General features: G+C 70.8%; 15 protein-coding genes. 8 read left to right on the top strand and 7 right to left on the bottom strand.

Going from position 1 to position 13,948, the window contains the following annotated elements; all coding sequences use genetic code 11:
• Positions 1 to 19: 19 nt before the first annotated feature.
• The gene (gene cobT, locus I5731_RS13700; RefSeq protein WP_197311977.1) at positions 20 to 1,048 is read right to left on the bottom strand and encodes a nicotinate-nucleotide--dimethylbenzimidazole phosphoribosyltransferase; all 1,029 of its coding nucleotides are present in this window, start codon (positions 1,046 to 1,048) and stop codon (positions 20 to 22) included.
• Between the two features lie 107 nt (positions 1,049 to 1,155).
• On the opposite strand from cobT, the gene I5731_RS13695 reads away from it, so the two are divergent.
• A complete protein-coding gene (locus I5731_RS13695) occupies positions 1,156 to 1,929 on the top strand; it encodes an adenosylcobinamide-GDP ribazoletransferase (RefSeq protein WP_235981787.1) in 774 nt (257 codons plus the stop codon).
• Positions 1,930 to 2,005: 76 nt separating this feature from the next.
• Here I5731_RS13695 and I5731_RS13690 read toward each other — a convergent pair whose 3' ends face one another.
• Positions 2,006 to 2,524, bottom strand: coding sequence for a hypothetical protein (locus tag I5731_RS13690; RefSeq protein ID WP_197311975.1), 519 nt, complete (start codon positions 2,522 to 2,524; stop codon positions 2,006 to 2,008).
• A gap of 187 nt (positions 2,525 to 2,711) precedes the next feature.
• Here I5731_RS13690 and I5731_RS13685 point away from each other — a divergent pair, with 187 nt between their 5' ends.
• From I5731_RS13685 to I5731_RS13675, 3 genes are read left to right on the top strand one after another with little or no spacing between them, the layout of a single operon-like run.
• Positions 2,712 to 2,897 (top strand): DUF1289 domain-containing protein, encoded by a 186-nt coding sequence (locus tag I5731_RS13685; protein ID WP_197311974.1) that lies wholly within the window; start codon positions 2,712 to 2,714, stop codon positions 2,895 to 2,897.
• Entirely contained in the window at positions 2,897 to 3,163 is a 267-nt protein-coding gene (locus I5731_RS13680; protein ID WP_197311973.1) for a hypothetical protein, read from the top strand. The genes I5731_RS13685 and I5731_RS13680 overlap by 1 nt, the downstream gene beginning before the upstream one ends.
• Positions 3,164 to 3,220: 57 nt before the next feature.
• Positions 3,221 to 4,108, top strand: coding sequence for an ATP-binding protein (locus tag I5731_RS13675; protein WP_197311972.1), 888 nt, complete (start codon positions 3,221 to 3,223; stop codon positions 4,106 to 4,108).
• A 114-nt stretch (positions 4,109 to 4,222) separates the two neighbouring features.
• Here the strand turns inward: I5731_RS13675 and I5731_RS13670 are convergent, their stop codons facing one another.
• Positions 4,223 to 5,716 (bottom strand): peptidoglycan DD-metalloendopeptidase family protein, encoded by a 1,494-nt coding sequence (locus tag I5731_RS13670; protein ID WP_197311971.1) that lies wholly within the window; start codon positions 5,714 to 5,716, stop codon positions 4,223 to 4,225.
• Between the two features lie 158 nt (positions 5,717 to 5,874).
• Positions 5,875 to 6,576, bottom strand: coding sequence for a metal-dependent hydrolase (locus I5731_RS13665; RefSeq protein WP_197311970.1), 702 nt, complete (start codon positions 6,574 to 6,576; stop codon positions 5,875 to 5,877).
• A gap of 187 nt (positions 6,577 to 6,763) precedes the next feature.
• On the opposite strand from I5731_RS13665, the gene I5731_RS13660 reads away from it, so the two are divergent.
• The gene (locus I5731_RS13660; protein WP_197311969.1) at positions 6,764 to 7,183 is read left to right on the top strand and encodes a hypothetical protein; all 420 of its coding nucleotides are present in this window, start codon (positions 6,764 to 6,766) and stop codon (positions 7,181 to 7,183) included.
• Positions 7,184 to 7,290: 107 nt separating this feature from the next.
• On the opposite strand, the gene I5731_RS13655 is transcribed toward I5731_RS13660, so the two are convergent.
• The 3 genes from I5731_RS13655 to I5731_RS13645 all read right to left on the bottom strand — a co-directional run bounded on the left by I5731_RS13655 (position 7,291) and on the right by I5731_RS13645 (position 12,153).
• Positions 7,291 to 9,006, bottom strand: coding sequence for an SPOR domain-containing protein (locus tag I5731_RS13655; RefSeq protein WP_197311968.1), 1,716 nt, complete (start codon positions 9,004 to 9,006; stop codon positions 7,291 to 7,293).
• 81 nt (positions 9,007 to 9,087) lie between these two features.
• Positions 9,088 to 10,842, bottom strand: a complete 1,755-nt coding sequence (argS, locus tag I5731_RS13650; RefSeq protein WP_197311967.1) for an arginine--tRNA ligase — start codon at positions 10,840 to 10,842, stop codon at positions 9,088 to 9,090.
• A gap of 93 nt (positions 10,843 to 10,935) precedes the next feature.
• A complete protein-coding gene (locus I5731_RS13645; protein ID WP_328838819.1) occupies positions 10,936 to 12,153 on the bottom strand; it encodes a deoxyguanosinetriphosphate triphosphohydrolase in 1,218 nt (405 codons plus the stop codon).
• A gap of 183 nt (positions 12,154 to 12,336) precedes the next feature.
• Between I5731_RS13645 and erpA the strand changes: the two genes are divergently transcribed.
• From erpA to xth, 3 genes are read left to right on the top strand one after another with little or no spacing between them, the layout of a single operon-like run.
• Complete coding sequence (gene erpA / locus I5731_RS13640) at positions 12,337 to 12,684, top strand: iron-sulfur cluster insertion protein ErpA (RefSeq protein WP_197311966.1); 348 nt, start codon at positions 12,337 to 12,339, stop codon at positions 12,682 to 12,684.
• Positions 12,685 to 12,703: 19 nt separating this feature from the next.
• On the top strand, positions 12,704 to 13,114 hold the full coding sequence (locus I5731_RS13635) for a VOC family protein (protein ID WP_197311965.1): 411 nt from the start codon (positions 12,704 to 12,706) through the stop codon (positions 13,112 to 13,114).
• A complete protein-coding gene (gene xth, locus I5731_RS13630; protein ID WP_197311964.1) occupies positions 13,111 to 13,905 on the top strand; it encodes an exodeoxyribonuclease III in 795 nt (264 codons plus the stop codon). The genes I5731_RS13635 and xth overlap by 4 nt, the downstream gene beginning before the upstream one ends.
• Positions 13,906 to 13,948: the final 43 nt, after the last annotated feature.

Here is a 13,948-nt window from a genome sequence, read left to right as displayed (position 1 = left end):
CTGCCGACATGCCTTTGCCTCAGGCGCCCTTTTCGGCGACGCCGGCCTGCGTGAACGTCGCCATGCCGGCGTGGATCGCGGCCGCACCCTTCACGACGGCCGCCGCCATCGCGGCGCCCGAGCCCTCGCCGAGCCGCATGCCGAGGTCGAGCACCGGCCGCTTGCCGAGGCGCCGCACCGCCTCGCGGTGGGCGTGCTCGGCGGAGATGTGGCCGATCAGGCAGTGGTCAAGCGCACCCGGCGCCATCGCGTGCAGGATCGTCGCCGCCGCCGTCGCGACGAAGCCGTCGATGATCACCGGCACCTGCTCGAATCGCGCGGCGAGGATCGCACCCGCCATCGCCGCGATCTCGCGCCCGCCGATGCGCCGCAGCACCTCCAGCGGATCCTTCCGGGCGTCGCCGATGCGGGCGACGGCAGCCGCCACGGCGGCGCGCTTGCGGGCGAGGCCCTCGTCGTCGACGCCGGTGCCGCGGCCGACCCAGTCCTCAGCCGTGCCGCCGTAGAGCGCGTGGTAGATCGCCGCCGCCACCGTGGTGTTGCCGATCCCCATCTCGCCGATGACGAGCAGGTCCATGCCGCCGGCCACCGCCTCCATGCCGAACGCCATCGTCGCCGCGCAGCCGGCCTCGTCGAAGGCGTCGGCTTCCGTGATGTCCGGGGTCGGCAGGTGCAGCGCGAGGTCGAACACCTTGAGGCCGAAATCGAAGGCGACGCAGATCTGGTTGATCGCCGCGCCCCCGGCCGTGAAATTCTCCACCATCTGCTGCGTCACCGAGGCCGGAAAGGCCGAGACGCCCTTGGCGGTGATGCCGTGGTTGCCGGCGAACACCGCGACCAGCGGCCGGTCGACCCGCGGCGGCGCCTTGCCCTGCCAGGCGGCGAGCCACTCGACGTAGCCTTCGAGCTCGCCGAGCGACCCCGCCGGCTTGGTCAGCTGGCGGTCACGGTGCCGCACCTTGCCGACCGCCACCTCGTCCGGACCCGGCAGCCGGGCGAGCAGGCTGCGGAAATCGTCGAAGGGCAGTCCGGTCAGCGAAGTGCTCATCAGGTCGGTCTCCGGTCGGCCGCGGCGGATGACGGCAAAGAGGCGCCGTTCTATATACGATGCGGCGCTGCGGCAGAAGCCGCGCGCGCCGTTGCCGGGAGAGCCGCTTGCTGCGCACGATCGCCGATCTCGCCGCCGTGCTGCGGTTCTTCTCGCGCCTGCCGGTGCCGCGGCTCGGCCGCTGCGACGATCCGGCCGCCCTGCCCGACTTCTCCCGCGCCGCCCCGGTGGTGCCGCTCGCCGGCGTCGTGATCGTGGCGCCGGCCGCCCTGCTGGTCGTGATTCTCGGATCGACCGACCTGCCGACCCTCGCCGTGGCGGTGCACGCGCTGGCGCTCACCGCGCTTCTCACCGGCGCTTTTCACGAGGACGGCCTCGCCGACATCGCCGACGGCTTCGGCGGCGGGTCCACCCCGGCGCGCCGGCTGGAGATCATGAAGGACAGCCGCGTCGGCGCCTTCGGGGCGCTGGCGCTGGTGTTCTCCGTCACCATGCGCACCGTGCTGCTCGCGGCCGTGCTCGCCGCCGGCGCGGTGGAGGCCGCGCTTGCGGTGCTGGCGGCCGGCGCCGTCAGCCGCGTCGCACCACTCTGGCTCTGGGCGCTGCTGCCGCCGGCGCGGGCGGGCGGGCTGGCGTCGTCGCTCGCCCGGCCGAAGCCGGGGCCTGTCGCCGTCGCCAGCCTCGTCGCCGCGGTCGTCGCGCTCGCCGCGATCCCGGCCGCGGGCGCCGATGGCGTCGTGATCGGGCTGATCCTCGCCGGCATCGCCACCGCGGCCCTCGGCCGGCTCGCCATCGCCAAGATCGGCGGGCAGACCGGGGACGTGCTCGGCGCCGCGCAGCAGGTCGCCGAGATCGCCTTTCTCGCCGGGCTCGTCCTGTGAGCCCGGCGGCCGGCGACCGCATCTCCCGTCGGACCTGGCAGCGGTGAAGGCGGAGGGCGCGCCCGGCGCCCGCCCGTTACCGCGGCGGCGGCGTCCCCTGGCGGGCGGCCGCGCTGGCACCGGTCATCCGGCAGCGCCAGTCGGCAAAGCTGGTCTTCCAGCAGAGGCCCTGGGCGGCCGCGACGTCGGACTCCGCACAGTTCAGGTCGGGATTGCCGTAGATCGCCGCGTCATGCCGCGTCTTGCAGACCGACCAGGTGAAGCTGCCCCGGATCGGATAGGTATCGGACCGCGCATCGGCGTCCTGCATGACGTACTTGTCGTACATCGCGACATAAGGCACCGGTCCACCGACCTCGACCCGCAGATTTTCCATCAGCGTCAGTTCGCCACCGTCGGACGCGATCTCGCCGGTACAGCGCACCAGCGCGGCGGCCTGTTCGGCCGTGGGCGGCTCACTTTGGGTCAGCGCCACGCAGGGCGTCGGATCGCGCGCGCCCCAGGCGAGGCCGGACCCTTCCGCCGCCGACGCCGAGGAAACAGCGCCGCATCCCACCAGAAACGCACAAATCGCGTATCCACCGAAAGCCCTCATGGCATATCCCCTCTAGACGGTCCGATCGGCCGCCTGTGACGTTTTGGTCCGGGGGCTTACTCCTGCCGCCGGACCACCGCATATCAAACCCGGGATGAGCGCTCCGCCAGTCTCTTTCGCATGCCTCCCTCATTTTTCGGATGAGGCCCCCGAACCCTCGAGCTCGAACGCAGGTTCCTCGTCCGACATGAATCACAGCGCCTCCACTCCCTGCATCAACATCTGCGAGATCGACCCGGTCTCGAAACTCTGCCGCGGCTGCCTGCGCAGCCTCGACGAGATCGGCGCCTGGGGTAGGCTGTCCGAACCCGTTCGCCGCCGTATCATGGCCGAGCTCCCCGCCCGTCGCCCCACCCTCTCAGGAGCCCGCTGATGCGCCGTCCCGCCCTGATCATCGGCATGGTGATCCTCGCCGCCGCCGCCACCATCCTCGTCGCCTCGCACGGCAGCGAGAGCGTGCTCGGCATGCACCCCGAGCAGTTCGCCTCGCTGGCGCAGCTCGGCGCGCTGCTCCTCGTCATCACTTCGGGCTTCCTGTTCAGCGCCCGCTCCGGCGGCGGCATGCTGCCGGCGGCGCTGCTCTGGGGCGGGCTCGCCGCGGCGCTGGTCATCGGCTATCAGCTGTTCGGCGGCCAGTGACGCGGAACCTTCCCCCGCCTGCCGAATTCGCGAAAAAACCGGATAGGAATTGAGCTCTTGGCCGACGACCCGATCGACCTCCTCGCCCGTCGCCTCGCCGACCTGATCGCCGTGCTCGAGCGCGGCCTGCCGCCGCCGGCGGGAAAGTCGGACTTCGGCGCCGCCGACGCCTTCGTCTGGCAGGCGGCGGGCCGGCGCCTGCAGCCGGTGGCGCGGGTCAACCGCGTCGAGATCGGCCTGCTGAAGGGCATCGACCGCAGCCGCGACATGCTGCTGGAGAACACGCAGCGCTTCGCCAGCGGCCTGCCGGCGAACAACGTGCTGCTCTGGGGCGCGCGCGGCATGGGCAAGTCGTCGCTGGTGAAGGCCGCGCAGGCGGAGGTCAACGCGCGCCGCACCGCGGCGGACGCCGAGGCCCGGCCGCTGAAGCTGATCGAGATCCACCGCGAGGATATCGAGACGCTGCCCGAGCTGATGGCGCTGCTGCGCCCGGCGCCGTGGCGCTTCATCGTCTTCTGCGACGATCTCTCCTTCGACCGAGACGATACCTCGTACAAGTCGCTCAAAGCAGTGCTGGAGGGCGGCATCGAGGGGCGGCCGGAAAACGTGCTGTTCTACGCGACGTCGAACCGGCGCCACCTGATCCCGCGCGACATGATGGAGAACGAGCGCTCGACCGCGATCAATCCGAGTGAGGCGGTGGAGGAGAAGGTCTCGCTGTCGGATCGCTTCGGCCTGTGGATCGGCTTCCACAACTGCTCGCAGGACGACTATCTCGCCATGGTCGGCGGCTACGCCGAACGCTTCGGGCTCGCCGTGGAGCCGGAGCAGCTCCGCGCCGAGGCGCTGGAGTGGGCGACGACGCGCGGGGCCCGCTCGGGCCGCGTCGCCTGGCAATACGTGCAGGATTTGGCGGGGCGCCTGGGGGTAACCCTCGCGGGCTAAGCGCCCCGCCGGGGATCCGACCGGCGGTTACTGCAGAGGGGACCACCCACCGGCCGAAATCGGGGTCGCCCGCCGCGCTGGCGGCCGGCGACCGATGTTCGAAGCCGGACGGCCTCAGCCGTTGAGGAACGGCAGCGGGTCGAGCGGCCGGTTGCCCTCGCGCAGCTCGAAGTGGAGCTGCGGCCGCGCGACGGAGCCGGTCGCGCCGACCTTGCCGATGGTCTGGCCGCGGCGGACCTGGTCGCCGCGCCGCACCAGGAGTTCGCTGGCGTGGGCATAGGCCGAGACCATGCCGTTCGAGTGCTTCACCAGCACGAGGTTGCCGTAGCCCTTCAGCTCGTTGCCCGAGTAGATCACGGTGCCGCCTTCGGCCGCCTTGATCGGCGTGCCTTCCGGCACTTCGAGGTTGATGCCGTCGTTGCGCTCGCCGTTCGGCTTCTTGCCGAAGTTCGAGATGATGCGACCGTTGACCGGCCAGCGGAACGACTTCGAGGCCGCGCTGGCGCTCTCGGTCGCCGCCGGAGCCGGGGCGGCCGCGCTGGGCGCCGGCGCCGGCGCGAGGGCCGCGCTCTGCTGCGGCTCGCTGCGGGTCGGCATCGGCGCGAGGCCGGTCTGCTGCGGCGCCTGGGCGGGGGCGGCGGGCGCATTGGCGGGCTGCTGCGTCTGGGCCTGCGCCGGGCGCACGGCCGGTTGCGGGCTCGGCACACGGCCGGGGGTCGCATCGGTCATCGTCGCGGGCGTCAGCGCCGCCACCTGCTGCGGCGCGGCGCCGCCCTGCGGCAGGCGCAGCTTCTGGCCGACGCGGATCGGATCGGAGGCCGAGATGCCGTTGAGCGCGGCGAGTTCGGTCGAGCGCATGCCGTAGCCGTTGGCGATGCGGCCGAGCGAGTCGCCCGGCTTCACCACGTAGACGCCGTCGGCGGCGGCCGCCGCCGTACCGGCCGGCAGCGTGCCGAGCGGGCGGGCCGGCGGCGCGGCGATGCCGGCCTGCTGGGTCGGCGCGGTCATGGTCGCCTGCGGCACGGGGGCATTGGCGACGCTCGGGCCGCCGAGGCTGTAGACGGGGATCACGATCTGCTGGCCCGGCTGCGCCTGGGCGGCCGAGGCAAGGCCATTGGCTTTGAGGATGGCGTCCACCGGAACGTTGTAGCGGGTGGAAAGGGTCGCGACGGTTTCGCCGGGCCGCATCGCCACGATCGAGCCGCCGGCGGCATTCCAGCCGGGACGGGTCGGCGTGCCGGCCGGGGCCGCCGCGACGGTGGCCGAGGGCGCGGGCGCCGTTGCGGGCGCCGGCTGCTGCCAGGTCTGTTCGCCAAAAGAGGGCGGACGCACCATCGGCGCGGTGTTGGCCGCCGCCACGGCGCCGGGCACCGGCGGCAGCTGGCCGGCCGAGACCGGGGTCCGCGGCGCGGCATCGGCCGGCGGCAGCGAACCCGTCACCGCCACGTCCGGCTGTCGGACGGTTGCCGCGCGGTTGTCCGTCGGCTCGAAGAACGTGCCGAACCGCGATACATCGCTGCTGCATCCGGCCGACACGCCGCCGACCAATGCCAGAACGGCCACCTGCGAGAGGTGGCGGAACCGGAGTTTCTTCGTCGTGTCACGCATTTTGGTGTCTCGCCAGACGAACTGAACCATCGAGGCAATTACACCGCGGTAACGTTTATAAAGGCTTAAGCTGGGGAAATTGATGTCGTTTTGCGGCTGCCGATCTCGGGTTCCCGGCCGCGGACGCGCCGCGGCCGGAGGCACGACGGCGGCGGTTTTCAGAGCGTGATCGTCTCGCCGACGGCGAGCACCCGCACCTTGCCGGCCTCCTCCCCCATCTCGGCGAGGAACTTGTCCGCCGTCTGGTCGACGATCGGGAACGAGCCGTAGTGGCAGGGAATCACGGTCTCGAAGTCGAAGAACCGCTTCACCGCCAGCGCGGCCGTGCGCGCGCCCATGGTGAAGCGATCGCCGATCGGCACCAGGCCGATGTCCGGCGCGTAGAGTTCGGAAATCAGCGCCATGTCGCCGAAGATGTCGGTGTCGCCCATGTGGTAGAGCACCTTCTCGCCCGGCGCGCGGATGATCACGCCGTTCGGGTTGCCGAGCACGTGCGAGACGCCGTTCTCGTCGAGATAGGCCGAGGCGTGCACCGCGTTGACCAGCGTCACCACGAACGGCCCGACGTCGACCGTGCCGCCCGTGCCCATCGGCTCGAACGACTGCAGGCCGCGGTGGGCGAGCCACATGCAGAGGTCGAAGTTGGCGATCACCTTGGCGCCAGTCGACTCCGCCAAGGCCAGCGTATCGCCGAGATGGTCGCCGTGGCCGTGCGTCAGCACGATGTGCGTGATGCCGGCCGATGCCTCGGCGACGTCGCCCGTGAAGCCCGGATTGCCGTTGAAGAACGGGTCGATCAGCAGCGAGGCGCCGGGAAGCTCGACGCGAAAGGCGGAGTGGCCGAACCAGGTAATCTGCATCGGGATTCTTTTCCTTCGAGCATGGCCGGGAGCGGAACCCGCACCCGCGACGCCTGTTACTTAAGGCACCGACGCATAGGCTTGAAGACGAATGCCGGCAAAGCGATCAGCAATTTCCCGCAGCCCCGTCGGATGCTACCATGCTGCGATGCAGCAGAGACGTCACCGGCGTCGCAGGAGAGGTGCCATGACCGTGTTTCCCTTCTGGCCGACGGAGATCAAGTTTCCCGGATCCGACTACAACCGGCAGACCATCGCGCCGCTCACCAATTGGGCGTCGCCGACCATCAACTACACCAGCTACCAGGGTGATCCGCGGATCGAGGAGCGGGTCGTCGCCGACGTCGCGAGCTTCGGCCGCCAGCTCGGCATCATCTCCGAGGCGGTGCTGGAACTCGCCGACGGCGACACCAGTGGCAAGGCGGTGGACCGGCTGCGCGAGATCGTCGCCCGCATCGACACCATCAAGCAGCAGAACAGCCGCGTGCTCGAGGAGCGCGCCGAGGAGGCCTTCGCGGCCTTCCTGCGCGCCGATCCCGCCGCCGCCGCGGAACTGCTCGAGATGATGCAGCAGAAGCTCAAGGACGCCGCGAAGCCCGAGGTTTGAGCCTCAAGGCCGCGTTATCCGCGTCCCAAACGAAAAAAGTCCGCAACGAAAAAGCGCCGGGCAATGCCGGCGCTTTTTGCTTTTCGGAGAGGGCCGCGTGCGCGCGATCAGTTGCGCGAGACGATGCAGTCGCCGCCGGCCGACTTCAGCTGCGAACAGACGCGGTTCGCCTCCTCGCTGGACGCCATCGGGCCGACCTTGACCCGGTAGTAGACACCCTTCGCACCGAGGTCCGCGCGCTGGATCTCGGTCGGGAACGATCCGATCACCGCGGAGAAACGCTGCTTGAGGCGCGTGGCCGTCGACTGGGCGGCACTTTCCGACGGCAGCGAGGCGAGCTGGACGCGGAAGCCGGGGCCGCCGGTGGCGGCGGCCGGCGCCGGGGCGGCGGGGGCCGGTTCGGGTGCCAGCGCCGCGGTCTGCTGCGGCGGCGCGCTGGCCGTCGCCGGATCGGGCATCAGCTCCATCGGGCCGCTGGCGGCCTCGCCCGGGCGCTCCGACGGACGCGGCACGGCAGCGGACGGCGCGGCGGGGGCGACGACCTCCGTCGGCGGCAGCGTCTCCGTGAGCGGCGCCAGGGCGGCGGTCTGCGTCGGCGCCTCGGCTTCGCTGCCCGGCAGCGCGGCGGTCTGGTCGACCTGGTCGGCGCCGTCGATCAGCGTCGGCATCGATGACATCAGCTGGCCTTCGTCGGCGAAGTCGTCGCCGGAGACAAAGCCGGTGTCGGCCGGGACGTCCGTCGGCGCCGCGAGCTGGGTGGCGCGGTCGGGCGAGGTGATGATGGTGCCGTCCGGCCGAACCAGCACGGTGCGCACTTTCTTCGGCCCGATGTCGACCGGCGCTTCCTCCTGCACGGTGCCGTCCGGCAGCACGACGCGCGCGACAGGGCTGTCGACACCGGGCAGCCCGGGAATGCTCTCCTCGCGCGGGATGATGCGCTCCTCGCTCTTGCCGATGGTGCCGGTCCGCGCGCTGAAGACGACGGCGCCTTCCCCGGCGCCCTCGTCCACCGGCTCGGCCGGGTCCGGCACGATCTTGAACGGGCCGTCCGGCGCGCGCACCAGCTGCGCTTCGCCGCCGCCGGCACCGCCGGTGAGGCCATAGGCGACGGCGCCGATGCCGCCGAGCAGCACGACGCCGAGCACCGCGGCGATCACGCCGATGCGGCGGGCGCCGCCGGGCGCCGCGGCCGTCTCGCGCTCGTCATGCGGCGGCAGCGTGCCATGCTCGACAAGCTGCGGGTCGACGCCGGTGGACGGGTCGCCGTAGCCGGCGAGCGCATCGTCGTAGGAGCCCGGATAGTCGCTGTCCCACGGATCGGCGAGCGACGAACGCGCCGGCGCCGCCGCCGGTGCCGCGGCGTAGGGCGCCGCGGCATAGGCCGGTTCATCGTCATAGGCGGGTTCGTCGTAGCCGGGCTCGGCATAGCCGGGCTGGCCTTCGGCGTACCCGGCGGGAACATAGGCCTGGCCGGTGACGGGATCGACGTAGACGTCGGCGTCGGCATCGGCGGCATAGGCCGCCTCGTCATAGACCGCGTCGCCGTGCGCGCCGTTGTCATAGGCCGGGTCGTAGCCGTGCGCTTCCTGCGAGCCGCGCAGCGCCGCGTCCGCATACCAGTGGTCGGCATGCGGATCGTTGGCGGGCTCGGCGGCGTACCACGCCGGCTCCGCCTGCGCTGCGGCCTCGCCGTCGCCGCGCATGTCGCGGTCGATCAGCCGGCCGAGTTCCTCGAGCGGATCGTCGTCCTGCCATTGCGGCGCCCCGTCCGGCGCATGCTCGGCGGGGGCGGGCGAGGTCTTGGTGCGGCGAATGTTGAACATCGGGTTTCGGCTCGTCCTCGGATCCAGGGTCCCCGCCGAAACACATCCCGCCAATGCCCCGCAGGGCATCGGCATCGGGGTTCAGCGCATTTCATCCGGAGCGTCGACGCCGAGTATAGCGAGGCCGGAAGCCAAGACAAAGGCGACGGCCCGGACGAGCGCGAGACGGGCTCGGGTCGACTCTGGGTCGTCAGGGTTAACAAAGCGTAAGTTCGGGCGTTCCTTGCCGCGGTTCCAGTGCGTGTGGAAGTCCGCCGCGAGGTCGTGGACATAGAAGGCGATGCGGTGCGGCTCGTGCGCCTCGGCGGCCGCGTCGACGATTCGCGGGAATTCCGCGAGGCGCTTCACCAGGCTGAGCTCGCTCTCGTCGGTCAGCTTGTCGAGAGGCGCCGTCGCCGGATCGAGATCGGCGATCGCCGGCACCTGCTCGCGCGCCTGCCGCAGCACCGACTGCACCCGGGCATAGGCGTACTGCACGTAGAAGACCGGGTTGTCCTTCGACTGCTCCTTGACCTTGACGAAGTCGAAGTCGAGCGGCGCGTCGTTCTTGCGCATCAGCATCATGAAGCGCACCGCGTCGCGGCCGACCTCGTCGACGACGTCGCGCAGCGTGACGAAGTCGCCCGCCCGCTTCGACATCTTGAACGGCTCGCCGTTGCGGTAGAGCTTCACCAGTTGGCAGAGCCGCACGATCACCTTGGCCGAGCCGCCCGAGATCGCCTTGCCGACCGCCTCGAGCCGCTTGACGTAGCCGCCGTGGTCGGCGCCGAGGATGAAGATCATCTGCTCGAAGCCGCGCAGGTACTTCGACCGGAAATAGGCGACGTCGGCGGCGAAATAGGTGTAGCTGCCGTCCGACTTCATCAGCGCGCGGTCGATCTCGTCGCCGAAGGCGCTCGCCCGGAACAGCGTCTGCTCGCGGTCTTCCCAGTCCTCGGGCACCTGCCCCTTCGGCGGCGGCAGGCTGCCCTCGTAGACGAGGTCGCGCGCGCGGAGTTCGTCCAGCATCCGGTCGATCTCGGAGGCGTTGCCGTCCCGCCGGTCGTGCAGCGAGCGCTCGGAGAAGAAAACGTCGTGCTTGACGCCGAGCAGCGCGAGATCGGAGCGGATCATCTCCATCATCATCGCGATGGTGACGTCCTTGACGATCGGCATCCAGCCGGCGTCGGGCATCGAAAGCAGCGCGTCGCCGTGCTCGGCGGCGAGCCGTTCGCCGACGGGCACCAGATAGTCGCCGGGATAGAGCCCCTCCGGCATCGCGCCGATCGCTTCGCCGAGCGCCTCGCGGTAGCGCATGAACGCCGAGTGGGCGAGCACGTCGATCTGGCCGCCGGCGTCATTGATGTAATACTCGCGCGTGACGTCGTAACCCGCTGCAACCAGAAGCGAAGCCAGCGCGTCGCCCACCACCGCGCCGCGGCAGTGGCCGACGTGCATCGGCCCGGTCGGGTTCGCCGAGACATATTCGACGTTGACCTTGCGCCCGCCACCGAGCGCCGAGCGGCCGAAGCCCGCGGGATCGGCGAGCAGCGTGCCGAGCAGGCCGATCCAGACCGACGGCACGAGGCGGAGGTTGATGAAGCCGGGCCCGGCGATCTCGACGCCGGCGACGTCCGGGTCGCCGGAGAGCGCCGCCGCGATCTTCTCCGCGAGCTCGCGCGGCTTCATGCCGAGCGGCTTGGCGAGCACCATCGCGGCGTTGGTGGCGAGGTCGCCGTGCGCCGCGTCGCGCGGCGGCTCGACGACGACGCGGGCGAGGTCGGCGTCGGCGATCTCGAGACCGAGGCCCGCGAGGGCCGCTTTGACGCGGTCGGCGAAGACCGTGAAGAGGTTCATCTGGATTTCCATCCGCAATGGGGGTCGCCCGGACGACGCGGAAACGGCCGGAAAGACGCGCGGCGGCGCATCTTCTTGGGAGTTGGCTGCGAGCTAGCGCAATTCCGGCGTATCGTCAAACCAGCGCCGGTGCTCGGCGACGGCGAAGCGGTCGGTCATGCCGGCGATATAGTCGCCGATCCGCCGCGCGATCTCGGTTTCGGACATCGTCGCCGGGTCGCAGTGCCAGTCGGCCGGCATCGCCTCGGGGTGCGCCATGTAGCGGGCGAACAGGTCGCGCACGATGCGGTCGGCGCGCGAGCGCACCCGGATCACGTCCGGATGGCGATAGACGCGGCGGAACAGGAAGCCCTTCAGCGCCTTGTCGACCGCGGCCATCCGGTCCGAGAAGCCGACGATCTGGCAGCCGGCGCCGCGGACCGCATCCGCCGACTGCGGCGCATAGGCCTCGAGCCGGGTCAGCGCGGTCGCGATCACGTCCTCCACCATCGCGGTGATCATCCGCCGGGTGAGTTCATGGATCAGCCGCGGCCGTTCCAGCCCCGGATAGCGCTCGCGGATCGCCTCGATCGTCTCGCCGAAGAACGGCAGCGCCTCGAGGTCGGCAAGGTCGAACAGCCCGGCGCGCAGGCCGTCGTCGACGTCGTGGGAATCATAGGCGATGTCGTCGGCGATCGCCGCCGCCTGCGCCTCGGCGCTCGGCCACGACCACAGCATCAGCTCCGGCGTGCCGGGATAGGCGGTCAGCGCCAGCGGCAGGCCGCCCAGCGCATAAGGGCCGATCGGCGCGCCGGTGTCGTCGGTCAGCGGGCCGTTGTGCTTCACGAGGCCCTCGAGCGTCTCCCACGAGAGGTTCAGCCCGTCGAACTCGGCGTAGCGGCGCTCGAGCTGCGTGACGATCCGGAGCGACTGCGCATTGTGGTCGAAGCCGCCCCAGGGCTCGAGGCAGGCGGACAGTGCATCCTCGCCGGTGTGGCCGAACGGCGTGTGGCCGAGGTCGTGCGCCAGCGCCAGCGCCTCGGCGAGATCCTCGTCGAGCCGCAGCGCGCGGGCGAGTGCGCGGGCGATCTGCGCCACCTCGATCGTGTGGGTCAGCCGCGTCCGGTAATGGTCGCCTTCGCTGGCGACGAAGACCTGCGTCTTGTCTTTCAGGCGCCGGAAGGCGGTGGCGTGGATGATGCGGTCGCGGTCGCGCTGATAGGGCGTGCGCGTCGGGCTCGCCGGCTCGGCATGGCGCCGGCCGCGCGTCGTCGCCGGATCGACCGCATAAGCGGCCCGCGGTTCCGCGCCGAAGCCTGGAGAGATTGTCACCCGCGCCTTGCCTCTTCACTCGCCCCGCATCCCGCGCCGGGCCGCCCTGCGACGCGCTGCGTTGATTGACGCCGGATGCAAGGGTACTTACCTATCTCGGATGCAGGATGACAAGTCTTGGCCCGCTGCGCGCGACTCGCGCCGGACCGACGACGCCGCTCCCCCCTGCCGAAGGTGCACGCCATGACCGAAGCAATCCTCGAAGCCGGCCTGATCTCGGTGACCGACCGCGCCGCCCGGCGCATCTCGCGCATCCTCGCGCGCGAACAGGACGCCAAGGCCCTGCGCGTCTCGGTCGAAGGCGGCGGCTGCTCCGGCTTCTCCTACAAGTTCGATCTCGTCGCCAGCGGCGAGGACGACGATCTGGTGATCGAGAAGAACGGCGTCCGGGTGCTGGTCGACCAGGTCTCGATCCCGTTTATGGCCGGTTCGGAAATCGATTTCGTCGACGACCTGATGGGCCAGTCGTTCCAGGTCCGCAACCCGAACGCCACCGCCTCCTGCGGCTGCGGCACCAGCTTCGCGGTGTAAGGGAGGCGGAGGCGAGGACATGATCGGAATCCGCAGCGTCATTCAGGTCGCCCTCGCGGCGGGCGACCTCGACGCGACGCTGGCCTTCTGGCGCGACAAGCTCGGCCTCGTCATTCACGCGCGCTTCGAACCGCCCGGCATCGCCTTCATCCTCGCCGGCGACATGCGCCTGTTCTTCGCGCCCGCCACCTCCCCCGCCGCCGTCTACTTCACCGTGCCCGACCTCGACGTCGCCGTGCTGCGGCTGACGGCCGCCGGCGTGGTGCTCGACGTCGCGCCGACGGTGGTGTTCGAGGACAGCGAGGGCATCCTCGGCCCGGCCGGCGAAGCCGAGCGCATGGCCTTCCTCTCCGATCCCGCCGGCAATACCATCGGCCTCGTCGCCCGCCGCCCGATTCCGGGCGCGGCGACGGGAGAGCCGAGCGCATGATCCGCGTCGCGACCTGGAACATCAACGGCGTCAAGGCACGCATCGACACCGCGCTCGAATGGCTGCGCCAGGACGGGCCGGAGATCGTCTGCCTGCAGGAGATCAAGTCGGTCGACGAGGGCTTCCCGCGCGAGCCCTTCGAGGCGATCGGCTACAACGTCGCGACGCACGGCCAGAAGGGCTTCAACGGCGTCGCGATCCTCTCCAAGCTGCCGCTTGAGGACGTCACGCCGCGCCTGCCCGGCGACGACGACGACGTGCAGGCCCGCTTCATCGAGGGCATCGTCTCGGTCCGCGGCGGCATTCTCCGCGTCGTCTCGCTCTATCTGCCGAACGGCAACCCGATCGGCACCGAGAAGTTCAGCTACAAGCTCGCCTGGATGAAGCGCTTCAACGCCCACGCCGCCGCCCGGCTGGCGCTGGAAGAGCCGCTGGTGCTCGCCGGCGACTACAACGTCATCCCCGAGCCGTGGGATTGCCACGACCCGAAGGTCTGGGCCGGCGACGCCCTGTTCCAGCCCGAAAGCCGCGCCGCCTTCCGCGAACTCGCCGCCCTCGGCTACACCGACGCCCTGCGCGCCTGCACCGACGCCGCGGGGGTCTATTCCTTCTGGGACTATCAGGCCGGCGCCTGGCAGAAGAACCACGGCATCCGCATCGACCACCTGATGCTCTCCCCCCAGGCTGCCGACCGGCTGACGGGCTGCGAAGTGGTGAAGCACGTCCGCGCCTGGGAAAAGCCGTCGGATCACGTGCCGGTGGTGGTGACGCTGGATCTCGAGGCGGCTTGATCGTCTTGGGTGTGCGTCGGGGCGAGGCTGCTACCCCTCATCC

The sequence above is a fragment of the Methylobrevis albus genome (genome assembly GCF_015904235.1).
GTDB classification, from domain to species: Bacteria; Pseudomonadota; Alphaproteobacteria; order Rhizobiales; family Pleomorphomonadaceae; genus Methylobrevis_A; species Methylobrevis_A albus.
Note: the sequence above shows the minus strand (reverse complement) of the source record. Positions and strands in the feature narration are given on the sequence as shown.